This window comes from Ruegeria sp. H9 (assembly GCF_056532915.1).
The window spans coordinates 1746105-1771251 of record NZ_JBQFNX010000001.1 but is presented as its reverse complement, the minus strand read 5'-3'; the positions used below and the strand labels follow the sequence as shown (position 1 = coordinate 1771251).

At 56.7% G+C, this 25147-nt stretch carries 27 protein-coding genes and 1 tRNA gene; 15 read left to right on the top strand and 13 right to left on the bottom strand.

What is annotated here, in order from left to right:
* Positions 1–183: 183 nt before the first annotated feature.
* Genes ACR0CZ_RS08530 through ACR0CZ_RS08515 form a run of 4 tightly spaced genes read right to left on the bottom strand, consistent with a single transcriptional unit; the run spans position 184 to position 3958 of the window.
* Positions 184–1218, bottom strand: coding sequence for a TRAP transporter substrate-binding protein (locus ACR0CZ_RS08530; protein WP_170391784.1), 1035 nt, complete (start codon positions 1216–1218; stop codon positions 184–186).
* 51 nt (positions 1219–1269) lie between these two features.
* Complete coding sequence (locus tag ACR0CZ_RS08525; RefSeq protein WP_170391787.1) at positions 1270–2589, bottom strand: TRAP transporter large permease; 1320 nt, start codon at positions 2587–2589, stop codon at positions 1270–1272.
* Positions 2586–3170, bottom strand: coding sequence for a TRAP transporter small permease subunit (locus tag ACR0CZ_RS08520; RefSeq protein WP_170391789.1), 585 nt, complete (start codon positions 3168–3170; stop codon positions 2586–2588). The genes ACR0CZ_RS08525 and ACR0CZ_RS08520 overlap by 4 nt, the downstream gene beginning before the upstream one ends.
* Positions 3167–3958, bottom strand: coding sequence for an N-formylglutamate amidohydrolase (locus ACR0CZ_RS08515; protein WP_170391791.1), 792 nt, complete (start codon positions 3956–3958; stop codon positions 3167–3169). Before ACR0CZ_RS08515 ends, ACR0CZ_RS08520 begins: the two co-directional genes overlap by 4 nt.
* 128 nt (positions 3959–4086) lie before the next feature.
* Between ACR0CZ_RS08515 and ACR0CZ_RS08510 the strand changes: the two genes are divergently transcribed.
* Positions 4087–4950 carry a MurR/RpiR family transcriptional regulator gene (locus tag ACR0CZ_RS08510; RefSeq protein WP_255611699.1) on the top strand — a complete coding sequence of 288 codons (864 nt, stop codon included), beginning with the start codon at positions 4087–4089 and terminating at the stop codon, positions 4948–4950.
* An 844-nt stretch (positions 4951–5794) separates the two neighbouring features.
* Here ACR0CZ_RS08510 and ACR0CZ_RS08505 read toward each other — a convergent pair.
* Entirely contained in the window at positions 5795–6469 is a 675-nt protein-coding gene (locus ACR0CZ_RS08505; RefSeq protein WP_170391795.1) for a TIGR04283 family arsenosugar biosynthesis glycosyltransferase, read from the bottom strand.
* A 73-nt stretch (positions 6470–6542) separates the two neighbouring features.
* Here ACR0CZ_RS08505 and ygfZ point away from each other — a divergent pair, with 73 nt between their 5' ends.
* Positions 6543–7280, top strand: a complete 738-nt coding sequence (gene ygfZ, locus ACR0CZ_RS08500) for a CAF17-like 4Fe-4S cluster assembly/insertion protein YgfZ (RefSeq protein ID WP_170391797.1) — start codon at positions 6543–6545, stop codon at positions 7278–7280.
* A 106-nt stretch (positions 7281–7386) separates the two neighbouring features.
* Positions 7387–8322 (top strand): ABC transporter transmembrane domain-containing protein, encoded by a 936-nt coding sequence (locus tag ACR0CZ_RS08495; protein WP_170391799.1) that lies wholly within the window; start codon positions 7387–7389, stop codon positions 8320–8322.
* Between the two features lie 44 nt (positions 8323–8366).
* Here ACR0CZ_RS08495 and efp read toward each other — a convergent pair whose 3' ends face one another.
* Positions 8367–8930, bottom strand: a complete 564-nt coding sequence (gene efp, locus ACR0CZ_RS08490; protein WP_170391801.1) for an elongation factor P — start codon at positions 8928–8930, stop codon at positions 8367–8369.
* Between the two features lie 219 nt (positions 8931–9149).
* Here efp and ACR0CZ_RS08485 point away from each other — a divergent pair, with 219 nt between their 5' ends.
* The gene (locus tag ACR0CZ_RS08485) at positions 9150–9470 is read left to right on the top strand and encodes a DUF6280 family protein (protein WP_008757056.1); all 321 of its coding nucleotides are present in this window, start codon (positions 9150–9152) and stop codon (positions 9468–9470) included.
* A gap of 73 nt (positions 9471–9543) precedes the next feature.
* Here the strand turns inward: ACR0CZ_RS08485 and ACR0CZ_RS08480 are convergent, their stop codons facing one another.
* Positions 9544–10113: a cobalamin biosynthesis protein CobQ gene (locus tag ACR0CZ_RS08480; protein ID WP_170391803.1), complete on the bottom strand. Its 570-nt coding sequence runs from the start codon at positions 10111–10113 to the stop codon at positions 9544–9546.
* A gap of 60 nt (positions 10114–10173) precedes the next feature.
* Between ACR0CZ_RS08480 and ACR0CZ_RS08475 the strand changes: the two genes are divergently transcribed.
* On the top strand, positions 10174–11631 hold the full coding sequence (locus tag ACR0CZ_RS08475; RefSeq protein WP_170391804.1) for a cobyric acid synthase: 1458 nt from the start codon (positions 10174–10176) through the stop codon (positions 11629–11631).
* A gap of 3 nt (positions 11632–11634) precedes the next feature.
* Here ACR0CZ_RS08475 and ACR0CZ_RS08470 read toward each other — a convergent pair whose 3' ends face one another.
* From ACR0CZ_RS08470 to ACR0CZ_RS08460, 3 genes are all read right to left on the bottom strand, one after another.
* On the bottom strand, positions 11635–12372 hold the full coding sequence (locus tag ACR0CZ_RS08470) for a hypothetical protein (RefSeq protein ID WP_170391807.1): 738 nt from the start codon (positions 12370–12372) through the stop codon (positions 11635–11637).
* Between the two features lie 73 nt (positions 12373–12445).
* Positions 12446–13864, bottom strand: a complete 1419-nt coding sequence (locus tag ACR0CZ_RS08465) for a TolC family outer membrane protein (protein WP_170391809.1) — start codon at positions 13862–13864, stop codon at positions 12446–12448.
* Positions 13865–13959: 95 nt separating this feature from the next.
* Entirely contained in the window at positions 13960–14613 is a 654-nt protein-coding gene (locus ACR0CZ_RS08460) for a protein-L-isoaspartate O-methyltransferase family protein (RefSeq protein ID WP_170401191.1), read from the bottom strand.
* Positions 14614–14838: 225 nt separating this feature from the next.
* Between ACR0CZ_RS08460 and ACR0CZ_RS08455 the strand changes: the two genes are divergently transcribed.
* Positions 14839–14912, top strand: a tRNA-Cys gene (locus ACR0CZ_RS08455).
* 62 nt (positions 14913–14974) lie between these two features.
* Here the strand turns inward: ACR0CZ_RS08455 and ACR0CZ_RS08450 are convergent.
* The gene (locus ACR0CZ_RS08450; protein WP_480536973.1) at positions 14975–16051 is read right to left on the bottom strand and encodes a tyrosine-type recombinase/integrase; all 1077 of its coding nucleotides are present in this window, start codon (positions 16049–16051) and stop codon (positions 14975–14977) included.
* 471 nt (positions 16052–16522) lie between these two features.
* Here ACR0CZ_RS08450 and ACR0CZ_RS08445 point away from each other — a divergent pair, with 471 nt between their 5' ends.
* A complete protein-coding gene (locus tag ACR0CZ_RS08445) occupies positions 16523–16828 on the top strand; it encodes a hypothetical protein (protein WP_131727396.1) in 306 nt (101 codons plus the stop codon).
* 2 nt (positions 16829–16830) lie between these two features.
* On the opposite strand, the gene ACR0CZ_RS08440 is transcribed toward ACR0CZ_RS08445, so the two are convergent.
* The gene (locus tag ACR0CZ_RS08440; RefSeq protein ID WP_480536974.1) at positions 16831–17472 is read right to left on the bottom strand and encodes a hypothetical protein; all 642 of its coding nucleotides are present in this window, start codon (positions 17470–17472) and stop codon (positions 16831–16833) included.
* 158 nt (positions 17473–17630) lie between these two features.
* Between ACR0CZ_RS08440 and ACR0CZ_RS08435 the strand changes: the two genes are divergently transcribed.
* From ACR0CZ_RS08435 to ACR0CZ_RS08400, 8 genes are all read left to right on the top strand, one after another.
* Positions 17631–17843: a helix-turn-helix domain-containing protein gene (locus ACR0CZ_RS08435; protein ID WP_170349196.1), complete on the top strand. Its 213-nt coding sequence runs from the start codon at positions 17631–17633 to the stop codon at positions 17841–17843.
* A gap of 2 nt (positions 17844–17845) precedes the next feature.
* Positions 17846–18046, top strand: coding sequence for a hypothetical protein (locus ACR0CZ_RS08430; protein WP_058260737.1), 201 nt, complete (start codon positions 17846–17848; stop codon positions 18044–18046).
* A gap of 433 nt (positions 18047–18479) precedes the next feature.
* Complete coding sequence (locus ACR0CZ_RS08425; protein WP_170349197.1) at positions 18480–19538, top strand: ABC transporter substrate-binding protein; 1059 nt, start codon at positions 18480–18482, stop codon at positions 19536–19538.
* A 46-nt stretch (positions 19539–19584) separates the two neighbouring features.
* Entirely contained in the window at positions 19585–20388 is an 804-nt protein-coding gene (locus ACR0CZ_RS08420) for an alpha/beta fold hydrolase (protein ID WP_170349198.1), read from the top strand.
* Positions 20389–20400: 12 nt separating this feature from the next.
* The gene (locus ACR0CZ_RS08415) at positions 20401–21459 is read left to right on the top strand and encodes an ABC transporter substrate-binding protein (RefSeq protein WP_170349199.1); all 1059 of its coding nucleotides are present in this window, start codon (positions 20401–20403) and stop codon (positions 21457–21459) included.
* A 57-nt stretch (positions 21460–21516) separates the two neighbouring features.
* Positions 21517–22605 carry an ABC transporter ATP-binding protein gene (locus ACR0CZ_RS08410; RefSeq protein ID WP_170349200.1) on the top strand — a complete coding sequence of 363 codons (1089 nt, stop codon included), beginning with the start codon at positions 21517–21519 and terminating at the stop codon, positions 22603–22605.
* Positions 22602–23504 carry an ABC transporter permease gene (locus ACR0CZ_RS08405; RefSeq protein WP_170349201.1) on the top strand — a complete coding sequence of 301 codons (903 nt, stop codon included), beginning with the start codon at positions 22602–22604 and terminating at the stop codon, positions 23502–23504. The genes ACR0CZ_RS08410 and ACR0CZ_RS08405 overlap by 4 nt, the downstream gene beginning before the upstream one ends.
* An 11-nt stretch (positions 23505–23515) precedes the next feature.
* On the top strand, positions 23516–24319 hold the full coding sequence (locus ACR0CZ_RS08400) for an ABC transporter permease (RefSeq protein ID WP_170349202.1): 804 nt from the start codon (positions 23516–23518) through the stop codon (positions 24317–24319).
* 8 nt (positions 24320–24327) lie between these two features.
* Here ACR0CZ_RS08400 and ACR0CZ_RS08395 read toward each other — a convergent pair whose 3' ends face one another.
* Positions 24328–25101: an IclR family transcriptional regulator gene (locus ACR0CZ_RS08395; RefSeq protein ID WP_170515027.1), complete on the bottom strand. Its 774-nt coding sequence runs from the start codon at positions 25099–25101 to the stop codon at positions 24328–24330.
* Between the last annotated feature and the right edge of the window lie 46 nt (positions 25102–25147).

The following is a 25147-nucleotide window of genomic DNA, read 5'->3' as shown; positions in this document are numbered from 1 at the left end:
CATCAAACGGCCCTGCATGTCAACCAGACAAACCAATACCGTATCAATCTCGCCAGACGAAACCTCAGCCTTCAAATGCTCAAATGTCAGCATGCAATACCTCTGTGATATGCGAGAATTTTCGACGAAAATTCTTTGTCCCTGTAACGACCGGCCCGCGAAAGAACGGGCCGGTCAAGTATTTTATCCGTAACGATAGGGCCGCCCGGCCTTGAGCATTTCGGCGTTGTAGCGCTTGAAGATATCCACGACCTTTGCCTTGGTCTCGGATTCCGCAGCAATTTCGTCCCAGAACTTAACAGCAGCTTCTTCAACCGTCGCCCACTCTTCATCCGGGATGGTCGTCAATTGCATCTTGGTACCGTTAACCCGCAGGTTGGCTTCGCCGCCCCAATACCACCACTGGCGGTAGTAGTGCGACTGGTCACAGCAGACCTTGAACAGAGTTTGCAGATCTTCCGGTAGCTCGTTCCAGCGATCCATATTGGCAAAGAAGTGGCCGGCCCAGGCCCCCGAAATGTTGTTGGTTAGGAAGTAGTTAGTCACATCCGCCCAACCCACGGTGTAGTCTTCGGTGATGCCCGACCAGGCAATACCGTCCAACTCGCCGGTTTGAACTGCAACTTCGATGTCTTCCCACGGCAGTGTGACGGGTACCACGCCAAACTGGCTGAGGAACCGGCCTGCTGTCGGGAAGGTGAAGATGCGTTTGCCCTTCATATCCTCCAGCGAATTGATCGGATCCTTGGTCGCAAAGTGACACGGGTCCCACGCGCCGGCGCTGATGTGTTTAACGCCAACCTTCGAATACTCTTCATCCCAGATCTCGTTCAGGCCCCACTGGTTGAACAGCACCGGCACGTCCAGCGAATAGCGCGAAGCGAACGGGAAGTAGCCGCCGAAAACAGTGACTTCGGTGGGCGAGGCCATCGAGTCATCATCCGATTGAACCGCGTCGATGGTTCCCTTCTGCATAGCGCGGAACAGCTCTCCGGTCGGGACCAGTTGATCGGCGTAGAACAGCTCGATCTGCATACGGTCACCGGCGATCTGGTTGAACATCTTGATAGCCGGGTCGATCACATGCTCGGCCAGTGCAGGACCGGCATATGTCTGCATCCGCCATGTGATCGTGCTTTGCGCCAGTGCAGGCGTTGCCAAAGGTGCCGCCGCAACCCCTACCCCCGCAGTTTTCAGAAACTTACGTCTTGTCGTCATGTCAATTTCCTCTCCGTTTAAGTTTGGGTGCCCGTGTGTCGGGCCTTCTGGTTAATTTCCGTAAACATACCCGGGCAGCCACAAGGCGATCTCGGGGAATATCATGATTATTGCGAGCGCCAGGATCATCACCCCGACAAAGGGCACGATTGAGCGGTAAATGTCCCGCAGACTGATTTCTGGCGGAGCCATTGCGCGCATCAGGAATAGGTTGTAGCCGAAAGGCGGCGTCATATACGCGATCTGGGTGGTGATGGTGTAAAGTACACCGTACCAGATCAGATCGAAGCCAAGCGCCCCCACGAGCGGCACATAGAGCGGCGCTACGATGACGAGCATTGCGGTGTCGTCCAGGAACGTGCCCATGATGATAAAGCTGAGCTGCATCAGGATCAGGATCAGCCACGGTGACAGCCCCAACTGCTCGGTGAACAGGTTCTCGATGGCCTTGACCGCGCCCAGCCCGTCAAACACCGCGCCGAAGCCCAGCGCCGCAAGGATGATCCACATGAACATGCACGAGATGGCCAAGGTTTGCTTGGTACAGTCCTCGAAAATCTTCCACGTCATCCGACGTTTGAGGACTGACGCCACAAGCGCCGCCAACGCTCCGATGGCCGAACTTTCTACCAATGAGGTCCAACCATTCACGAACGGCAGCATCATCGCAGCGAAAATCATCAATGGCAGTGCCCCGGCCCAGAGCAGACGGAGTTTCTCGGACCTCGGGACCTCGTGCGCGTCTTCCATCGCTGGTCCCAGATGCGGTTGAAGCCGGCAACGAATCCAGATGTAGAGGATGAACAAAGACGCCATCAGCAGCCCCGGCACAATGCCTGCCAGCCAAAGTTGACCGACGGGTTGCCGCGCGATCATGGCATAAAGCACCAGAACTACCGAGGGCGGCACAAGGATGCCCAAGCTCGACCCGGCCTGAATGACCCCCGTCACCATGGTCTTGTCGTATCCGCGCCGCAGCAGTTCAGGCAGTGCAATCGTCGCCCCGATGGCCATACCTGCCACGCTAAGCCCGTTCATCGCCGAGACCAGCACCATCAGGCCAATGGTGCCGATGGCAAGACCACCGTTCACCGGCCCCATCCAGACGTGGAACATGCGATAGAGGTCATCGGCCAGACGACTTTCGCTCAGGACATAGCCCATGAAGATGAACATCGGCAGGGTCAGCAGCGGGTACCATTTCATCAGCTTCATCGCCGCCGAAAACGGAATGTCCTGCCCGCCTGTCCCCCAGAGCGCCAGTGCCGCAATGGCTGCGACGGCACCAATTGCACCAAAGACGCGCTGCCCGGTGAACAGCATCAGCATCATCGAAGCGAACATGAAGATTGCGATAAATTCCTGGCTCATGCCCGCGCTGCCCCGATCTCTTGCCCGTTGATCCGCGCAATGTCTTTGAAAAATTCTGATATCGCCTGCAGCAGCATCAGGAAGAAGCCGAAGACCATGATCGCCTTGACCGGCCAGATGTATGGCCGCCACGCGGTGGAGGATCGTTCTAGCCGTCCGACCTCTTCGCTGCCGGTCAGAAGGCCTGTGAAATAGGCGACAGGCTCATCACCCCAATAGCCCAGGCTGTACGCCGTGGATCCAAGCCCACCGTAGAGCAGTACACCCAGATAAAGGATCAGCAGTAGCACCGTGAAGGCATCGAACCAGGCTTTCCGGCGATGGCTCCAATTATGGTAAAACAGATCCATTCGCACGTTCGAACCCAGTTGGATCGAATACGGCCCCCCCATGATGTAATAAGTCACCATCGCAAACTGCGCCATTTCTAGCGTCCAGAGCGAAGGCAGAAAGAAGGTCTTCGAGATCGAGGACCACAGCAGGATGCCCATCATCACGAACAGGCCCCACATCATGACCCGCCCGATCCGGTAGTTCACCGCATCGACTACACGCACATATGCTGACATTGCCTTGATCATTCGCCCACCCCGCTACAGAACGGAGCAATCGTACGATTGATCCACGGGGCCAGACAATCGGCCATGACCCGCTGCTGCTCGGCTGTCTGAATCAGATCATTCCGGATCTCGATCATGACGTTCAACAATCCGTTGGGCGCTGCGTGAAGATCCAAAGTGTGCGCCACCCCGTCTGCCGCCGAATAGGGTTCGTTCAATCGAGTAACCAGGGGCAGCTCGTGCGCGGCGCTGGCCAACATCGCCTTGGCAAAGCGGGCGTCCTGGCCATGCAGCAAACCAAGCTCAACATCGCGCGGTGTTCCGCGGTATATCGGCGTGAAACTATGAACCGTCACCATGAGTTTTAGCGTGCGGTGATGACGGATCAGAACATCCTCTAGCCCTTGGCAAAACGGCACATATACGCCTTCAATCCGCTGCTGACGCGCATTGGCGCTCAGTTCAAGGTTCGCCGGGATCGGTGTGTCTTCACTGCATTCCGGCATAGCATCGGGGGCTTCGGGAGGGCGGTTGCAGTCATAAACCAGCCTCGACACCCCGCCATGCACCAGCACGCCGTTCAACTGCTGGGCCAGTGCCTGTGCAACCGGCAGCGCGCCCGGGTCCCACGCGATATGGCTGCGCAGTGCCTCGGCACTTAGCCCCATATCCCCCAGTCCGTCCGGGATACGATGCGAGGCGTGTTCGCACACCACCACAACCGAAGGCTCTTCCGGCGCGTCGGCGATGTGAACGACGGGACCGAAATCAGGCTGAGCAGAGGTGAGAGTGGCGCTACGTGATTCCATTTGGAAAAAATTCCACAGAGGTTCTTAACCTGTCAATAAATTTCCTGTATAAAATTCCCCAAGTCAGATTGCATTGTCAAATTTTCCACATAAACATGGGTAGAAAGGGAAAGGAGTATTCCGTGCGAGTGACAGAAAGGCTCCTTGCGCATCGCGAAATGATGACACCGACCGAGCGGCAGTTGGTCAACGTGCTGCTGGATGATTACCCCATGGCAGGGCTTGGCAGCATTACCGAGCTGGCCAGTATCGCCTCGGTTTCGACCGCCACGGTTGCGCGGATGCTTCAGAAAACCGGCTTTGATGGCTATCCGCAGTTTCAGTCCGCGATACGCAGCGAAGTGAAAGAGATGATCTCGGGGCCCGTCGCCAAACGGGATGTCTGGCAGAATGACTTACCTGAAGAACACATTCTCAACCGCTACTCCCGCCAAGCGCTTGAGAACCAGCGGCGTTCGATTGATGAGGTCGACCCGGATGAGTTTGACAGTTTCTGCCGTATGCTTTGCGACCCCAAACGGCGTGTTTTCATCACCGGCGGACGCATAACCGGGACCCTGGCACAATATCTCTACCTCCACCTGCAGATGATCCGTCCTGATGTGAAGCTGCTGTCAGATGCAGCGTCGTGGACTCACGATCTGCTCGAAGTGCGCGAAGGCGATGTGCTGGTGGCCTTGGATGTGCGGCGTTATGAGAACACTACTTTGTTGATCGGGCAGCTTTGCCATGAGCGCGGGGCCGAGGTTGTCCTGCTGACGGATCAATGGCGATCCCCCATCCACCGGCTGGCGAAACACACCTTTGCGGTAAGGATCGCAGTGCCTTCGGCCTGGGATTCCATGACTTCGCTAATGGTGCTATTGGAATGCGCCATTGCCGAAATGCAGGAACGTCTCTGGGACAGTGTCAAGCAGCGCACGGACGAGTTAGAGCAGGCCTTTGACCGGACGAAGCTGTTTCGCAAGTTCGGCCAAAGCTCGGGGTCCTGACGTCAGGTAGCGACGTTTCATAAGGTACAACTGCGCGTGAGCCCTGTTGTCAGACGCTGCGCAGACCGTACACTCCGGCGTATGACATTCATCGCTGAAAACCAATTACCTCTGCTGATACTGGCCTTTATGATCGGCCTGTTTGGCACAGGATTTCTGTTCCGCAAACCTGCAGGGCATCGGGCGTGGAAACTGGCGGATCTGGTCTGGGTCGTATTGGGTGGGATCGGTGCGCTGGTCGCCGTGTTGGCCGGGCTTTACACCTCGGACAGTTCGCGGCTGGACCGGCAGATCGACGTTGCTTATGCCGCCACGCTTGCATTCGACCGTGATGCCGCGCGGTTTCGGCTGAGGTTCTGTGACCCCGCTTACGACCCGGATACAGCTGTTTTGTGCGAAAAGGTAGAGTTTCTGTCCGCCTCAACCGCAAGCAATGCCGATTTACCGTTGTTCATCGCGGTCACGAACGAAGTAGCCCCGCTTCAAGGCCTGCATTTTCTATTCGGCCGCACGTCGAGTGATGACATGGATGAGGCCCGCGAGATGGCCGCGAAAGCGGATGCCTTCAGCATCGATCAATTTCTCGTCTTCACATCTCTGGACGATGATACACAAACCGCAATTGACAACATGCGGCGCAAGGTGCCTGCGATTGCCGGTGATTATCTGATCCTGGCCCAAAGCTATGACGATCTGATCGAACAGGTCGGCAAGCTCAAGGATGAATGGGAATATCTGCAGGCGAATGCGCATATTTTGGTACTACAGATCATTGCCCTATGTCTGGTAAGTTTTGCTGCACCGTTCCGTCTGGGCAAATCCATCGTTGAGCTACGCACAGCCTTCAACGCCGATACGACTGCGCCAGCAGATGCGGATCAGCCCCCAGAAAGTACCGCGCCAGAGTCCAAAGGTTCCGCGCGCCCCGCCGAAACCAACCCTGACGGATATAGCGTTCCGCACTCGTAACCGCGTCTGCTTTCAACAGCACCGGGCGCGGCAAAGCGCGGATCAAGGCGACATCCTCCATCAGTGGCTGATCTGGGAATCCTCCGACAGAGTCATAATCCCTGCGGCGTACCAACAGCCCCTGATCGCCGTAGGGCATACCAAACACTCTGCTACGCAGGTTGGCCCAACCAGCAACCCAGCGGGCACCAATCCCGCTGACGCGAAACCGCAATCGGAAGGCTGCTGGCCTGTGCGAACGCAGATGCTCTGCCACGATGGCGCTCCAGCCTGACTGCAACTCGGTGTCGGCATGCAGGATCAGCAGCCAGTCGCCAGATGCTTTGGCACACCCCCTTTGCAACTGCCCTCCCCTTGACGCCGGACCTGTTACGATCATGGCTCCGGCTTCATCCGCCATCTCAAGTGTTGGGTCATCTGAGCCGCCATCGGTCACGATTAACTCTCGGATCAGGCCTGAATGAAGCCCTTCCATCAAAGCCTGCAGCGTTCCCGGCAGGGAATGCCCCGAATTCAGGGTCGGAATCACGATGCTGATCGGGGCGGACACGTCTGAAACCCTCTGGTCATGGCGGCGCGATTTCCTATATCACGAAGCCAGACGAATTGACGAGGATCAACCCATGTCCAATCGCCGCATTCTGCGCCTGACCGGCAACGATACTGATAGCTTTCTGCAGGGGCTGATCACAAATGACGTGCAGCGGCTGGACGACGGGCTGGTCTACGCCGCCCTTCTGACCCCGCAGGGCAAGTACCTGGCTGACTTCTTTCTCAAACGAGACGGTGAGTCGGTGCTGCTGGATGTGGCCGAAGTGCTGGCCGACGGGCTTGCCAAACGACTGACGATGTACAAGCTGCGTGCAGATGTGACCATCGACCAGACCGACCTGAACGTACAACGCGGCACCGGCCCCGCGCCCGAGGGCGCCCTACCCGACCCGCGGCATCCTGATCTGGGATGGCGCGCTTATTCTACCGCTCTGGAAAGTGATGACGGTACGGACTGGGATGCGATCCGCGTCCGTCACTGTATCCCCGAAACCAGCATCGAACTGACGCCAGACAGCTATATTCTTGAGTCCGGGTTCGAGGCGCTGAATGGCTTGGACTTCAAGAAGGGCTGCTATGTCGGACAAGAGGTCACCGCGCGCATGAAGCACAAGACCGAGTTGCGCAAAGGTCTGCGCGTTGTCGAGATCGCGGGCACCGCTCCGGTCGGGACCGAGATTCACTCCAGTGGTAAACCCGCCGGGGTGTTGTTTACACAGTCTGGCGGAAAGGCGATCGCATACCTTCGGCTGGATCGCGCGGGGGACGAGATGCAGGCAGGTGGCGCGACGCTAAAACTGCCAGGTTGATTTTGTTGCTGAACCGGCACGCCCATTCTTTTGAAACTGTTTGCGTATTTGACGCGGCCGGGCCGCGCGGTATCACTGACTGCAATTGGCCTAACGGGATACGTGCATGTTTCGCCTCTATACCGCGATATGGCGTGTCAGCGCCGGACGGCAAATCATCCTTATTCTGCTGTCATTGGCGGTGGCTGCGCTGGCGGCTGCTCCGCTTGAGTTCCAGCGCGATATCGTCAATCACCTGACATCTGATAGCATCGAAGTGGATCGCCTGCTGTTGCTGGGCGCTGGGATGATGGGCGTCATCCTGTTGAGCCTCACGTTGAAATGGGTGCTCGGGTATCGCTCTGGAACGCTGGGCGAGGACATCATCCGACTGATCCGGGGACGGTTGCTTGCCCGATCAATCGATCTCAGCGAAGAGGGGCAAGACCTTCGTTCGGGCACGATGACAACGGCCGTATCCGCTGAGGCGGAAGAGCTGGGTAAGTTCGCAGGCGGTGCATTTTCCGACCCCGTGGTGCAAATCGGCACATTGATCAGCGTAATCGGCTACATATCTTCCACCCAACCGGGGCTGGGCTTGATCGCGCTTTCCATGATCGTTCCGCAGATCATTATCGTTCTGGCCTCTCAGCGAAAAGTGAACATCTTCGTGGCCGAGCGTGTTCGAATCCTGCGCAGCGCGACCGACCGCTTGACGCACGAGGATATCGAGGCGGCATCGCGAGCGATTGAGAAACAGTTCGACGAGATATTCGAGACCCGCCGCAAGATGTTCATCTGGAAACTCTCGGCCAAGTTCCTGCTGAGTGTCATCAATGGCGCAGGGACTGTTGGGATTCTGATGCTGGGCGGATGGCTGGTGTTGCAGGGTAAAACCGATGTCGGCACCGTCGTGGCCGCGATAAGCGGTCTCGGACGCATTCAAGGCCCGACCGCTTTCTTGATCGCATTCTACCGACAGGTCAGCGCCAATCGCATCAAGTACGAACTGATGCTGGAGCTGTTTGGAGATCATCCCGAGCGCTATCGCATTCGGACCTAAAAAAGGGCCGCAGAGCGACCCTTTTGCACCGAACTATCGTCCGCTTACGCGCGTTCGGAATACTCCATGGTCTCGGTATTCACTACGATCATCTCATCCTGCCCGATAAAAGGTGGCACCATGACCTTGACGCCATTGTCCAGAACCGCTGGCTTAAACGAGTTCGCCGCAGTCTGACCCTTCACAACCGGCTCGGTCTCGACGATCTTGCAGGTCACTTTTTGGGGCAGCGTGGCGTTCAGCGCCTCGCTTTCGTAAAACTCCACTACGATGGTCATGCCGTCCTGCAGAAACGGGCGGCGCTCACCCAGCAGTTCCGAAGGCAGTTCGATCTGCTCGTAGGTCTCGGAGTCCATGAACACCAGCATGCCATCGGATTCGTACAGGAACTGCTGATCCTTCTGCTCAAGGCGCACGCGTTCGACTTTGTCGGCCGAACGGAAGCGTTCGTTCAGCTTTGAGCCATTGCGCAGGTTGCGCAGCTCGACCTGGGCAAAAGCTCCGCCTTTGCCGGGCTTTACGTGATCCACTTTGACCGCCGCCCACAGTCCGTCATTATGCTCAAGCACATTGCCGGGGCGAATTTCGTTCCCATTTATCTTGGGCATGACTTAAATCCTTCACAAACGGTTGATGCGTCAGTTCTCGTCCCTATATCTGGCGTGACCACACCTGACAAGACAACGAAACCTAGTGCTGCACCTGCAGCGAGCCATGCAAATGACGCAACGCAACTATGCATTTTAGGTGTATCCGAATCGCATGTAATAGGTCATAAGGACCGTCACGCCGAAAATTGCAAGAGCAAGAAAAACAGGAAAGACGAGATGAGAGATTTCGTTGACGGCACTGCCTTTAACAACGAACAAGGCAATCGTGCACGCAAACTTTTCGCAGCCGTTGTACTGGCTGCTTTGGATGATGCCATCGCCGACGACAAGAAGTATGGCAACGGACCGGAACAAATTGCCCGTTGGGCACGTTCGCGCGATGGGCGCGAAGTACTATCGTGCGCCGGCATCGACCCCAATGAGCGGGTTGTAGGCGGGCTGATGGAATTTGTTGGTCGCGGCGTACGGACGTCTGTCGCCCTGTCCCGCGAAGAAAGCGAACGCCGGAATGCGGCTCAGCAGGCCGAAGCTGCCTGATTGTTCCCCGCATCCGATCGAAAAAACGCGCCCTGACATCGGGGCGCGTTTTTCTTTGGGCTGATTGGTCAGATCAAAAATACATGATCCATTGCCACGCCACCCAAAGCTCGGCCGCCAGTAACAGCGCAAAGAACAGTTTTGCCGAAACCGACAGGCCGCGCTGCCAAAGCACCACATAGGCGGCAATGCAAATCGTCACTGAGATCGGCGCGATCCAAGCCGCATGATGTGTGCTGTCCCAATAGCTGATCGGACTGTGAAAGACCCATGAACTGATCGGCCAGAACTGTGGTCGGCCATCGCCTGCGTGCAATAAGAAATCCATCACCAAATGAAGTATCCCTGCGGATGCGCCAATAGTCAGCAGGTGCCAGCCGCGCCACAGCCCGAGTGCAAGTGCCACTCCCCACAAAATGAACGAGTTATCGATGGCGAATACGGTTTGCCACGCGGGTGAAAAGTAAAGCTGATCAAACACCACCTGTGCCGGGATGTTCAGGATGTGCAGCGAAACGCCGGCCATCAGGTATAGCGACAAATCCGGCAACAAGGACCCAAACAGAGCTGCCCATAGCGTCGCGCCCCGGGCCGGGCGCGCAAAAACAGCAGCACCGATCAAAAGATGCGCAGGCGTATTCATATGGGGCTTTTCCTTTGGCCTTAAATCAGGTCATCTGCGCCCGAGCATAGGAGACAGGCCATGGCGCGGTCCATCATGATTCAAGGCACCGGCAGCAATGTCGGCAAATCGGTTTTGGTGGCCGGGTTGGCCCGCGCCTATACGCGACGCGGGTTGCGCGTGGCTCCGTTCAAGCCGCAGAACATGTCGAACAACGCCGCTGTTACGGAAAACGGCGGCGAAATCGGGCGCGCGCAAGCCCTGCAGGCGCGGGCGGCCAAACGACCGACGCATACGGATATGAACCCAATCCTGCTCAAACCCGAAACTGATACCGGCGCGCAGATCATTCTTCAGGGCCAGCGCGCAGGTACAATGAAGGCGGGCGATTATCGCAAGGACAAGTCTAAGCTGCTGGGGGCGGCTCTGGAAAGCTTTGAAAGGCTTTGCAGCGACGCTGATCTGGTGTTGATCGAAGGCGCGGGTAGTCCGGCAGAAACTAACCTGCGCAAGGGTGACATCGCCAATATGGGATTTGCTTGTGCCGCACAGGTTCCGGTGGTTCTGGTGGGCGACATTCATCGGGGTGGCGTGATCGCTCAGATCGTGGGGACGCAAGCCGTCTTGGAGGCCGGGGACCTTGCGATGATCCGGGGCTTTGCGATTAACCGCTTCAAGGGCGATGTCTCCCTGTTCGATGAAGGGCGCGACGATATCGCATCCCGGACCGGCTGGCCCTGTATGGGCGTGGTGCCCTGGTTCCATGACGCATGGAAGCTGCCGGCAGAAGATATGATGGACATCCGCTCTCATGCCGGAGGGGCATGCAAGATCGCTGTGCCTCAGCTTGAGCGGATGGCCAATTTCGACGATCTCGACCCGCTTTCCGCCGAACCGGGCGTTACGGTCGAGATCATCCCAGCAGGCCGCCCCCTGCCCGGAGATGCCGATCTGGTGCTGTTGCCGGGCAGCAAGTCTACAATCGGCGATCTGGCCTATTTCCGGGCGCAGGGTTGGGATATCGACCTTTATGCCCATGTCCGCCGCGGGGGTCATGTTCTGGGCCTGTGCGGGGGTTATCAGATGCTGGGCAAAACCATCTCGGACCCCGATGGCGTCGATGGACGCCCCGGTCAGGTCGAAGGGTTGGGATTGCTGGATGTCAGCACCACAATGGCCGGAGAAAAGCAGGTTATCCTGCGCTCAGCAACCGCCCTGCCCGGTCATGAACCCGTCAGCGGATATGAGATCCACATGGGCCGTACTGATGGCCCGGATTGCGCTCGGGCCTGGCTGCAGATCGAAGGTCGCCCGGAAGGTGCCGCCAGCGCCAATGGGCGCATACGCGGCAGCTATCTGCATGGGATTTTCACCTCGGACACGTTTCGCGCCAGCTATCTGGCAGAGCTGGGCGTGACATCGGAAACAGCTTACGAAGACGGCGTCGAACAAGTGCTGGACGACCTTGCCGACCATCTGGAACAGCATATGGATCTGGATCTGCTTCTCGCGATGGCGCAGACGCCACGCACCATTTAGACCTCAGTCAACATCCGCTGCGGCGATCGCCCGCGTGATCTCACGCCGAACCATCTTGCGCAGGTTTTTCGTGATCCGTTCGCCCAGCGCGCCCTGCAGCTCTTCCCGGACGATCTGGGCGACGAGTTCGCGCAATTCCTCTTCTCCGATTGTCACATCGGTCGGCTTCTGTGCCATATCTTCCACCACCTCCGGGTCGCGAATAAATGTGGCTTCGGATTTTGGTTCAGCCGCCTGAGACTGCGCAAAAGCTCTGTCTGCCGGCCATTCAACAGCCTGCGTCTTGGTGCCAGAGTAGTCGTCATCGCTCTCGCCATCGGGCTCCCACTGATCCTCGGTGCGCGCGATAGCAGCTTCCAAAGCTTCAATCTTGGCGCTGAGGCTTCCCGCTAGGTCGCGCTTTGGTGCGTCTGCCTTGGCGTCGACATCACCAGCGCGCACAATATCGCTGGGTTGCAGCCGCATCGGTTCGGCAGGGTTGCTTGGCGCATTTGCGGCCTGCTTTGGGGTACTGTCACCCGCGCTATGCTGGGGCATCAGTTTCAAGGGCGCGGCCTTCTTGGCGATCAGCGGTTCATTGCTGACGCGCAGCGCATCCGTTAAAACCAACCGGCCCGGCTTGGCAGCCGGGGCCGTCGGAACAAATATGAATTCTGATTCGTCATGCGCGTCCTCGTCGACCATTCGCTTAACCGACGAAAGAACGTCCTGAATATTGGCGCTTACAACACGATCTGACATTATTTTCTACCGCTCTAACCTAGGCCCGATTGTAGCCAATCTGAGCCAGCGCCACAACAGGTAGCGATGCCCTTTAGTCGCGGCGCAATGCCTTGAGCACTCGATCCAGATCGCGGCTTTGCTTACTGACCTGCGACGGCGCCTTTTTCACGAGGTTGTAATACAGGGTCGGATCATAGATCTGCACTGCAAGACCCAAACGCTCTGCCGTCAACAGCCCCTGGGCTTGCAGCAGTTCATATGCAGCCCGCGACCGCTCGGTCCGGGATGCTACCTCGGCCAATTGCGCGTCCAGCAAATCCTGCTGGGCATTCAGGACGTCCAAGGTCGTCCGTGCACCCAACGTTGCTTCTTCACGAATACCGTCAAACGCCACCTGCGAAGCACGAACCCGTTCCGTTGACGCCCGCAGGCTTGCAGTTGCCGCCTGAAACGCAGCATAGCGATCGGCAACACCTTGTGTGATGTCTTTCTGAACGTTCAGAAGGTTGGCACGCGACGCATCACGAGTTGCCATCGCACGACGCACCGCTGCCGCCAGACCGCCACCGGAATAGATCGGCTGATTGAAGTTCAGTGAGATCGTCGCATCGTTGATGTAATCGTCATTGTCGTAGCTCTCGGTAATGCCCGCATCCGCATTCAGGCTGACATTCGGACCCAGATTTGCACGCTGCTGCTGCACGATCAGGTCCAGCGCACGCACCTGATGCTGTGCGGAAAGAATCGCAGGGTGGTTACGCTGAGCCAAATTCACCGCATCCGCCTCTGAACGCGGCAGGTTGGGCAGCCTTGGCTGGCCAGCCGTCCGCCCAGGTGTCTTGCCAACGGCGTTTACGTATTCAGCCTGAGCAATGCTCAGGTTACCACGTGCGACCGCCAAATCAGCCTGAGAGCTGGCCAATTGTGCCTCGGACAGGGCAACGTCTGTACGTGTAACCTCACCTACTTCAAAGCGATCCTGCGATGCGCGCAGTTCTTCCGCCGACACTTCCACGTTGTTCTGGCGGATCGCAACCGTTTCTTCCTGCAGCAGAACACCTAGATAGGCGTTCGCGGCTCTGATCAGGATTTGTTGTTCAATATCAATAAGAGACTGACGGGTGGATAGCACAGTTTCCTGCGCCGATTGCTTGCCAAGGATGGAAGCGCCACCGTCATAGATCAACTGGCTCAGCGTGAGACCGGAAAAAAAGCTCGAAGGCTCGCGCGTCGTGATCAAGCTGCTCGTGTTGGTGCGCGTGTAATCCCGGCTCACCCGCACGGTCCAGTTGATGATCGGACGCAGCGCTGAGAGCGCAATGGCGACATCTTCATCCGCTGCGCGTAACAAGGCACGGTTCTGCTCAAGCAGGCCGCTGGTGTTATACGCGCCGATGAATGCATCGGTCAGATTATCTGCCCAAACCGACCTTCCGGGCATCACACTTAATGCAACACCAGCAGCCAAAGTCAGGCCTTTGACCAGCTTTCCTGTCGTCGTCCCGCGCATAACTAAGTCCTCTCAAATCGAAATTACGCAACCACCAGCGCAGTTTGCGCCGGTGTTTTCAAGTAATCAAGGCATCAAAATACTTCTATTGCCAACTATAGCGAAAATGCACACTCAGCGCAAAATGCGGGCAAAATCGGTGCGCTAGCATTGAACGCAAATCGCCACGAGACACGGCCTGAGGACTTGAGACCCATACGAACCGTGCCAAGATCACCCTCCATGAACAGGCAAATGATCCGGCCCCCATCCTTGAGTTGATCCAGCAAAGTGTCTGAAAGCTGCTCGACCCCACCCTGAATCATGATCACATCGTAGGGTCCATGCTCAACCGCGCCTTGTTCAAGCGGTCCTTCATGAACAATAGCGTTGTCTACGTCAGCTTCCATCAGAAGCGTCTGAGCTTCGGCCGCCAATGCCGGGTCGGATTCCACGGCCACAACCAACTCTGCCATTCGCGCGGCAATTGCGGTTGAGTAACCCAGCCCCGGAGCGATATCCAGCACCACTTCATCATTGGAAATGTTGACTGCGTCCAACATCTTAGCCAGCGTCCTGGGCTCAAGCAGACAACGTCCATCACCCAACTCGACCAGATCACCAACATAGGCTGCCTCACGTTGCGCATCCGGCACGAAATTTTCGCGCGCAACGCTCAGCATCGCATCAATGATAGGGAACTTGGTCACATCCGAGGGCCTGACCTGAGTATCAACCATCGTAAGGCGCCGGGCTGCGAAATCTGTCATGTGATCGCTCATTCCTTATCAGACTGTTATCTGGCTTTTGCCACATCCGCCTGCCTGCAGCAACGGGCCAGATTGCATTTCCGGGCGCGGCAAAAACGTACCATTGGGGTATTGTCAAATTTCCAAACAAGACAGAAATAATCGCCCTCAAGGCTATGGACGTTCATCCTGAAAGCTGATAGAACGCCCCTCACACCACGGCAAGTTATTGATATTGCTTAAAAAGGCGAGTTGGCGGAGTGGTGACGCAGCGGATTGCAAATCCGTGTACACCGGTTCGATTCCGGTACTCGCCTCCATTTAAAAACAATCACTTACATCACTCCTTGCCGTGCTTGAGGCCCTGCGTTTACAGGGGCGTTTACATTTTTGTGTCTTGAGACAGTGATTTCGCTCGATTGAGCTTGCGCAGAACCGCATCGCTTTCGTCCGGGCTAACCTGCGCATAATGCTCGATAACTTGCGCCGCGTAGCGAACCGACCACCCCATCAGCACCGCGATCTGGCGCAAAGACAGATCGGCATTCAGCAATCTTGTCGCGGCCGTCCCGCGCGTATCGGACAAAGTCTTCTCGCGCCCATCGATCCACGGTGGGATCTGCGCTTCGCGCCGCCACTTGGTGATCTGGTTCGATGCCCAACGGGCCGTCAAAGGCCTGCCAAGCTCTGACACCAGCAACACCTCTTGGCCTTCCGGCGTCTCTGCGATCAATTTCTCAAGTGCCGATGTGGCAGGGATATATGCGATCTGGCCGCGCTTACTGGTCCTGAAACGTAGGCGCTTGCCGTGCGGCGTGTCTTCGAATTGGTCCATCTTGACCTGAACCAGATCAGCAGCTCGCAAGCCTGTTTCGCATCCTGCGGTCAGGATCCTCTGTACCCACTTGGGTGCATGTTTGTTGAACTGGGCGATATCGCCGCTCGTCCAAATGATCTCAGTCCGGTTCGATCGGTAGAGCTTCTTGAGCTTGTGACAGTGGTGTTCTTTCAGCTTTCCCTCTTCCACCGCCCAATTGAGGACGCGTGTGGCATGTGTGCCCGCCATGTCGTGCTGCTTGGGGGAATGGAGCCACTTCTTGCGCCAATTATTGACCTCGCCCCTTGAGGCGCGCTCTTCGAACATCGCGACAGGATCGGCACCGAACTCCTCCCGGAACAACTCCAGCCATTTACGGATATCAGCCTTTGAACGCTCAGCCTTGGGCAAGGAAGCGCTGGACAGGAAATCGTCGACCAAGTGAGTCGTCAGATATTCAGCCGGGCTCACCGGCGCACCGCACTGTGAAAACGCATGGAAAAATTCGGGTTCTTTGGGGTTGGGGGCCGTCCCTTCCCAAAACTTGGGGCCGCCCCGCCAGGCATAGAAATGGTAGCGAACACCAGACACAACCTTGCGCCGGACACGGTGGACGCCCTTGGGAAGATTACTTCTGGGCACGGCGCGCTCTCCGCTGTGCAACGAGGCTCGGTTGCGAAGTAGCCTCGCGTTCTGCCGCGCTGATGCCCTGAACAGCATCCAATCGCGCGCGAATGAGTTTCGGGTCATACCATCCGCGCCGCCCTGGCACCGGAGCGATACCCGTCCTACGGCAGAAATCATAAAAGGACGCGCTCGGCTCGTTGTAACCAAAGAGAAGCGCGAGCTCTGGGGTCGGAATCAGCTGAATATGGCTTGGGCTCATTTTTCAGCCCTCTCACCCACGGCTTCTTGCCGCGACATGGCTGCCCGCAAACAAGACACCACCTGAGCGCCCTGTGAGCGTAAGTTCCGCACAGCCTCCTCTTCGAGCCAGGCTTTCACGTCCGCTGGAAGGTTAAGTTTGAACTGGGTTGTCTTCATATTTACACCTCAACAAAAGGACATAAAATGTCCATATCATTGGGGACAAATATTGTCCATCATGCAATCATGAAAGAAGAAGCCTTGGTCCAATTCAAACTCTTGCTTCCTGCCGCTCTCAAGAAGCGTCTAGAAACGCATGCCACACTGAACCGGCGCAGCCTGTCGCAGGAAATCGTCGTCGCCCTTGAGGAGAAGTACCCGGCTGCAGAACCGGATGCGACGTCGGATCCAGCCGCGCGGCTGCTGTTCTGGCTCGCCAAACGCATCCGTCGAAGAAACCCAAAGCCTGGGACGCCAAGGGACAAGCAAGCCGCCCTGTATGAGCGCATTGCGGGCGACATTGCTGAACGCATGAAGGACATCGGGGAATAGCCCTAGTAGGCCACCCACTCATATCCGTGGTTACCTTCGTGATCTTCCCATTCCACGCCAACTCCTCGTCGCCAATTCGATGATGAACAGCGCCGTGACGGCAGAACCCATTGCGGGGCGGCCGCTGGTGTCGTGCTTTGCCAGCCGAATTCGCCCTGCGTGCCATAGGTCCCGAGGCGCATGTTGTAACTCTCAGAACAATCATCGTCGCGACCGCGTTCGCGATGGCTGTAGTGCCGAACATCCCAGACACGAATCGAGCGTACGAAATCGAATTCCAGACCACTGATGTCGATATCGGCACCACCTTCGACTACCTGTGCCAGAATGACTTGTGCGAGCTGCTGACCTGATTGGTTGCTGGCCTCCCAGATTTTCGGGGCCGTGCTTTGCAAAGGCACACGCTCAGAAACACCCATCGGACAACGCCAGATTTGCAACGGCGGCTCAATCGGCCAGGGCGTGATCCGACGGATAAACACGGCACGGGCATGGGCACATTCTGCTGACGCGGGCCACCCACCAGCCAGGCAAAGCAGAATGGCGCAGTCAACCTGATAGGCCTTAGCCGCCTGCGGGGCCACGGTTGAAAGAAGAGCCACGACAGCTCCGGCGCTCAAATTTCTGATAAGTCTGCACCACATATCAATAAATGCCTTCTGACTACATTACTGCATTATTGATACACTAGCTCCAATCTCAATCTCCACACCATATGCGAGCATAGTGTTTATGATGTTCGCGCGCGTTTTGTGGAATATATTCCGTAGAGCAGTTCTTGTGATCTGGCCGAATAGAGGCCATGAAATTACGGGAACGAGTAGGGTTAAATGTCCGGAATCTAAGAAGTTCCAGAGGATTGAGCCAAGAACAGCTAGCTTTGGCTGCGGATGTAGATCGCAGCTATATCAGCGAGATCGAACTCGCCAAAAATTCAGCATCAATCGATGTTCTGGAGCGGATCGCACTTGCTCTCGAAATCGACCCACAAGAGTTATTAAACAAGAGGGGCTGATATTGCCCGAAATTACGAGTGTTCGCACAACGGCCGAAGCCATCGGCCGTATTTCATGCATCAAAACAGGTGAAGAAATCGGCCTTCTGTATCGCTGGGACAACGGCGAGACGCAGGCTGCGTTGCACAATGACGGCGAGCCTATAGCGCAACACAACTCAGAGCTTACCACTGAACCAGACATTGGTGGAAAACGCAGCTAACGGCCGGAAAGAGCCCAAATTGATCAACGCTGCGGCCAGGATCAAGGGGCGTAGATGGTGTGAAGCTGCCATTCAGATTTGCTGACCAACGGTATGCGAGTGAGAGATTGCGTTCGGCCTGATCCCGAAAGATGCGTCACTCGGTGGCTATGAAACTGGGGACGGAAAAGTTCGCACTCGATACCAAATTGCGCAAGATCAAAGCGAGATGGACACAGAGTATAAGGGCGTAACCCGACTTTTCACCCGACTCTGACGCTCCGAAAACGGGAGGTTGAAACCGGCGGGGTCAAAAGAATTCTTGACTGGCTCCAGCATCACAACTAGTAGAAATGAAATGTGGTTTTGCTGAATGAAACGTTGAGGTGGTGAAAGACGGGCGCGCTCATGTCGAGGACCCGCAAGCCAACCAGCATTAGGGGAGGAGCCCGACATGATGAAAGATAACCGGAAATTGACGCTCACTGCGGGCCTTGTAGCCGGTAGTCTGGCCATGGCCACGTCTGCCTTTGCCGAAGGCGAAGTGGTGTTTTCGTCCTGGGGCGGATCATTTCAAGATGCACTTCGGGACTCCATGCTGGACCCAGCCGCAAAAAAACTGGGACTAACCATCAAGGAAGATACGACAAACGGCATCCAGGATGTGCGCGCGCAGATCACAGCGGGCGCGGTAGCCTGGGACATCACGGAACAAGCATTGTCCGACTGTGCTCGTTTGAAGCAAGAAGGGTCGCTGGAATCCATTGACTATGGCGTGGTCTCGACCGATGGCATACCTACCAGTCTCGTGGACAGCGAATGGGTAGGCCTGTTGACCTATTCGCTTGTAATCGGTTGGCAAGCTGAGAAATTTGGCGAAAACGGTCCACAGTCCTGGGCAGATTTCTGGAACACCGAAGCCTATCCCGGCACGCGTGCGATGTTTAACTCGGTGTCCCATGCACTGGAAGCGGCTCTAATGGCGGATGGTGTCGACCCGGCGGAGGTAAATTCCGTCCTGCGTAGTGAAGGCGGGGTTGATCGGGCCTTTGCCAAGCTTGAGGAGATCGCTCCCGATATCACGGTCTGGTACAGGGGCGGCTCGCAAGCGGCGCAGTTGATGGCTGATGGCGAAATCGACTTCATTCATATTGGCAACGGCCGCGCAGAAGCGCTCAATGCAGATGCAGTAACGGTTGGCTATACTTGGAACCAGGCTACGACCGATGCTGATTGCTTGTTGGTGCCCAAAGGCGCGCCAAATCGCGAAAACGCTATGCTTGTTCTCAACGAGATGCTGTCGGCCGAATCCCAAGCCCGCATGGCAGTGGCCATTTCCTACGGCCCGGCGAATTCCGGGGCATTCGAAACCGGGCTGATCCCGCCCGAACTTGCAGCCAAAAACAATGCCTCCCCTGACAACATGGAGACCCAGGTGGTCATTGACGCGAGCTTCTACGTCGAAAACTTCGCGGAACTGCAAGAGCGATTTGACGCGCTGATTCAGCAATAGAGCGAAATCGATGTGCTCCAGTCCTGTACCCAATCCGGCAGCATCTATGAACGTCCTTTTCGTTCATGGCTGGGCGTGCGGATGGCAGGACTGGAGTGGCGTCGCATCGCTCCTTCCAGATGGTGTAAACAATGGTCTTGCCAAGCTGCCTGGAAGCCCTGGTGCCGTGCCCTTGGAAGGGGCAGTCAGCCTGAGGGATTGCGCGGCTCATGTGATAGCCCATGCAAATGATCTGGGTTTTGATCGCTTTGCTCTGGTTGGGCATAGCATGGGTGCGCGGATTGCAATCGAACTGGCTGCGAATTGGCAAGCGCGCGTCTCTAGTCTTCTTTTGCTGGATGGCAGCAACGTGCCTGAAGATCCCGATGAAGCGGTTGCGCGCCTGAAGGAACAGCTTGGGCAGCTTGGGCAGCAAGAATGGGCGGAAGCTACATTCGCGACGATGATGCTAGATAATCTCGACCAGGATCAAAAGCACGATCTTGTGACCCGCGCTGCGCAATATCCAACCGAGGTTTTGCTCGCGTACTATCATGCGATGGCTGCATGGGATCGCGATCATTTTGGTTCAGCCATCGACCACCTCACCTGCCCGGTTACGATATTGCAGTCGACTTCGCTGGATGAGCACGAAGTGCGCCGACCAGTGGCGGCCTACCCTTCGTCGCTTTGGCTGGATGCCTTTCGCGCTCGGATTCCCAAAGCGACGATCAAGCTGGTGCCCGATACCGGCCATTTCTTGATGCTCGAACAGCCACGCCTGATTGCGGACTGGGTTGGAGACCTAATGCCAGTAGGCCGCGATATCCAGGAAGAGAAAATCCGATCATGTAACCAACCAAAACTTTAGGGAGAGCCTGACATGAAGAAAGAACAGAGAAGACTGTCGCTTGCAGCCAGTATTGTGGCTGGCGGCTTGGTAATGGCGGCACCTGCCTTCGCCGAAGGCGAAGTGGTGTTTGCATCATGGGGAGGCTCCTTTCAGGATGCCTTGCGTTCCGCCATGCTGGATCCCGCAGCCAGCGCATTGAATGTCACGGTCAAGGAAGATACGACAAACGGCATCCAGGACGTGCGCGCACAGATCACAGCAGGTGCCGTCGCCTGGGATGTGACCGAGCAGGACTTGCCCTCGTGCGAGACGCTCAGCCGTGAAGGTGCTCTTGAGCCGATTGATTATTCGATTGTCGACACGACGGGTATCCCGGAGGAGCTGATCCACGAAAACTACATCGGCTTCATCAACTTCACCAAGGTGATTGCCTATCGCAAGGATGCCTTTGGCGACAATGGTCCGTCCAACTGGGCAGAGTTCTGGGATCTGGAAAACTTCCCCGGCAAGCGCGGCATGCACGGCAAGGTGAACTACAACCTTGAGGCAGCCCTTATGGCCGATGGCGTGCCTATGGCAGAAGTTTACGACGTTCTGGCTACGGACGAGGGCATCGCGCGCGCCTGGGCCAAACTGGGAGAGATCGCACCCGAGGTCACCGTTTGGTATCGTGGCGGATCACAATCCGCACAATTGCTGCGTGATGGAGAAGTGGACGTGATCCACATGGGCCATAACCGCGTGGAGAGTGTTATCGCATCGGGCATTGACGTTGCTTATGCATTCGATGGTGGCACGATGGATGTTGATTGCTTGCTGGTGCCCAAAGGCGCGCCGAACGTCGAAAATGCGATGCGCCTGATCAATGAGCTGCTGAGCGCCGAAGCGCAGGCGCGGCTGGCCGTGACAATGCCGCTGGGCCCGGTCAATACGGGTGCATTCGATACCAGCATTATCTCGGAAGAGATGGCGGTCAAGGTCAACACGCATCCCGACAACTACGGCAAGCAGCTTCTGGTCGACCCGAACTTCTACATTGGCCAGCTGGGTGAGTTGACCGAAGAGTTCGACACGCTGATCCAGCAATAATCAAATTTGGCGCAGTGCATCTCGTGCTGCGCCTTTTTCGTCAGGTTAGGAGCCCCTATGTCACCTGCTGCCCAATCCCTTCCCATCGACATTTCCAACCTATGCAAGGCCTACGGTTCGGTCAAAGCGCTCGATGACGTATCGCTGAACATTGCTGCAGGTGAATTCCTGACACTGCTTGGGCCATCAGGCTCGGGCAAAACGACGCTTTTGATGGCACTGGCCGGTTTTGTACGTCCAGATGGCGGATCGCTCCGATTTGGCGGTCAGGAAATGATTGCGACGCCGCCCCATAAGCGCGGCCTCGGCATGGTTTTCCAAAGCTATGCGTTGTTCCCATTCATGACCGTGGCTGAAAACGTGGCCTATCCGCTGAAGATCCGCGGGGTTTCTAAAAGCGAACAGAAGACCCGCGCAGAGCGTGCGCTGGATACCGTGCAGCTTGGTGGCTATGGAGATCGACGTATCACTCAATTGTCGGGCGGCCAGCGGCAGCGTGTGGCTCTTGCCCGCGCCATGGTTTTCGAGCCGCAGATCATCCTCATGGATGAACCCCTGTCCGCGCTCGACAAGAAGTTGCGCGAACATATGCAGATTGAACTGAAAGCGCTCCATGAAAAATTGGATGCGACCGTTGTCTATGTAACCCATGATCAGCGCGAAGCACTGACGATGTCAGACAGGATCGCGGTGGTAAACCATGGGCGGATCGAGCAGGTTGAGACACCTGAGCGGCTGTATCGCCAGCCTCACAGTTTCTTTGTGGCGGATTTCATCGGTGAATCCATTTCGGCGCCGGTGAACGTGGCCAATAACGCGGCACAACTTGGCGGGCGCGTGTTGAAGTCCGGCTTACCAATTGCCGAGGGCAGTGGAGGTCATCGCCTGGTGATCCGCCCCGAGTTGTTGGAGGTCACCGCGGGCGCTGTGCCTGAAACTGCTAATGATTTGTCTGGCCGGGTGAGCGACATCATTTATCAGGGCGACAGCGTTCTGGTCATCGTACAGCACGACAGCGCGGGCCAGATCAATGTACGCGTCCCTGCCAATCGCGCCGGCCAAACGGGTCTGCCCTCCAAGGGAGAGCGCATCGGCCTTGCCCTGCATCCCGAAGATACAATCATCGTACCGGAGCATGTATCATGAGCGTCGCCGAGTCTTATGGGACAGCTCAGACGCTTCAGAACGCAAGCACGCTCAAATCCGAAGAGCGCCGTGAGCGCCTGACATTTTTTGGCCTTTCGCTGCCCGCGGTTCTAGCAATTCTGATCGTCGTGTTTCTGCCAATTTTCTGGCTGTCTTCGCTGTCGTTTTACAATGCGGCCGGCGAGTTGAGCTTGGAGAACTACGAACGCATTTTCAAAAGCGCACTGTATCGACGGACCTTTGTTGTCACCTTTCAGATAAGCATCGCCGTGACGGTGATTTGTGTGCTGCTTGGGTATCCGCTGTGCTACTGGCTGACTCGGCTGCCGGACAGAACAGCTGCAATTCTGATGGTTTTCGTGCTGGTCCCGTTCTGGACGTCGGTTCTGGTGCGAACCTACGCCTGGCTGGTGCTGTTGCAGCGCAATGGCATCATCAATTCGTCGCTGATGTCGATGGGCATAATTGATGAACCGCTGCAGCTGGCGCACAACCTCACGGGGTCAATCATTGGCATGGTACATATCATGCTGCCGTTTCTGGTTCTGCCGCTTTACGCCACCATGCGCAACATTGATACCGACTTGGTTCGGGCGGCTGTGGGGCTTGGTTCCAGCCCGCGCGGGGCATTCTGGCGAGTGTTTTTTCCGATGTCGCTGCCGGGCCTTTTTGCCGGCATCGTGCTGGTTTTCATCCTGTCGCTAGGGTTCTTCGTCACACCTGCTTTGCTGGGCGGTGGCCGTGTTCAGATGTTGGCGCAACGGATCGAAAGCACCATCACGGTCTATTCCAATTGGGGAGCCGCATCCGCCTTGGGCGTTGTCCTGCTGCTGCTTGCACTGGCGATGATCTGGTTGATGAACCGGGTCTTCGGCCTCGACAAACTCTTCATGCGCTAAGGATCGGAATAATGGAACAAGTCGGACAACGCAAAATTGACGGGCTGTGGCTGACGGTGGTTGGCATTGCAGTGCTGTTCTTTCTGATCCTGCCCACGCTTATCGTGATCCCGATGTCGTTTTCGGGGGCCTCGTTTCTGGAGTTCCCACCCACGTCGTTTTCGTTTCGCTGGTACGAGGCCTATTTCACCTCGCCGGAATGGATGAGCGCCACAAAGACCTCGTTGATAGCAGCGGCATTGACTACGGCGATTGCGACACCTTTGGGTTCACTTTGTGCCTATGGCCTGCATTGTTGCACTCCGCGGATCAGAAACTCGGCACAGATCCTCGTGATCATGCCCATTGTCGTACCGGTGATCTTGATCGCTGTCGGCGTGTTCAGCCTTTATGCCAAGCTGGGGCTCAACTACACGCTTGCCGGGATTGTGATCGCCCATACCGCGCTGGCATTGCCGTTTGTGATCGTGACCGTGATGTCAGGCTTGCAGAACTATGATTTTGATCAGGAACTGGCAGCGCGTAGCCTCGGGGCATCGCGGGCATATGCCCTGTGGACGGTGACGGTTCCGCAAGTCAAATTTTCGATACAGACCGGTGCCTTCCTCGCCTTCATCACGTCACTGGATGAAGTGGTGATTTCGATGCTGGTCTCGGGCGGGGAAAATGCCACGATTACCCGCCGCATGTTCAATTCGCTGCGTGACCAGCTTGATCCGACCATTGCAGCGATCTCTACCTGTCTAATTATCGTGTCAGTCTCGGCGCTCATCGGCGTGCAGTTGATTGGCCGCAGCAAGAATGTTGATAAATGATGGACTCGTTATCTTTCACCGATCTCGGTCCGGATCTGGCGGGCGGCATCAAGCACCATAGTGCGATAGCCCTCGACGGCGGCTTCGTCGAAGCGAACCCGCAAACCCGACAGGCTGACCGCACCCAGCAGCTCGCCTTCGGACCCAAGAACCGGGACCGACAAACCAGCGACGTCCGGATCACGTTCACCGAGACTGAGATAATATCCGGCCTCTCGGATTCTGGCGGCCTGTTTGCCCTGCCCGATAGAATAGGCATCCAGCACCCGGCCCGACGAGCCCATGTTCAGCGGAATGATTTCACCTTCCTGAATGTGATCGCGCGCCAGCCTAGGCGAGTTGACCCGGTAGAGGCAGACACCGGAATTGCCGCGTTGCACGTAAAACGACGCGCTTTCCCCCGTGGCATTCACCAGTTCCGCCAGCACCGGGCGCACAATAGGCCCCATGCGCAGGTTCTGACGAAATACGGACCCAAGACGCCACAAAGACGGCCCGAGGTGAAACAGGCCTTCGGCGTCTCGCGTAATATGGCCAAACTTTTCCAGCGAGACGCTCAAACGCAGGATTGTCGCTTTGTTGACACCACTGCGGTCCGCGACCTCTTTCAGAGAAAGACCCGCATCGCCGGGCTCAAAGCTGTCCAGAACACGCAATGCACGTTCAACCGCTTCGACACCACCATTTGTGTCCGGGGCTTGGGGTTTGTTGGGCATAGGCAGACCTTTCGACGCAGTTCCGCGCCCATGTGTAGCGAGTTCGGGCGCAATTTGAAATCGCATTTCGTGAAGGTATCTGACGATGAATAATGCACAAAAACGATGGATA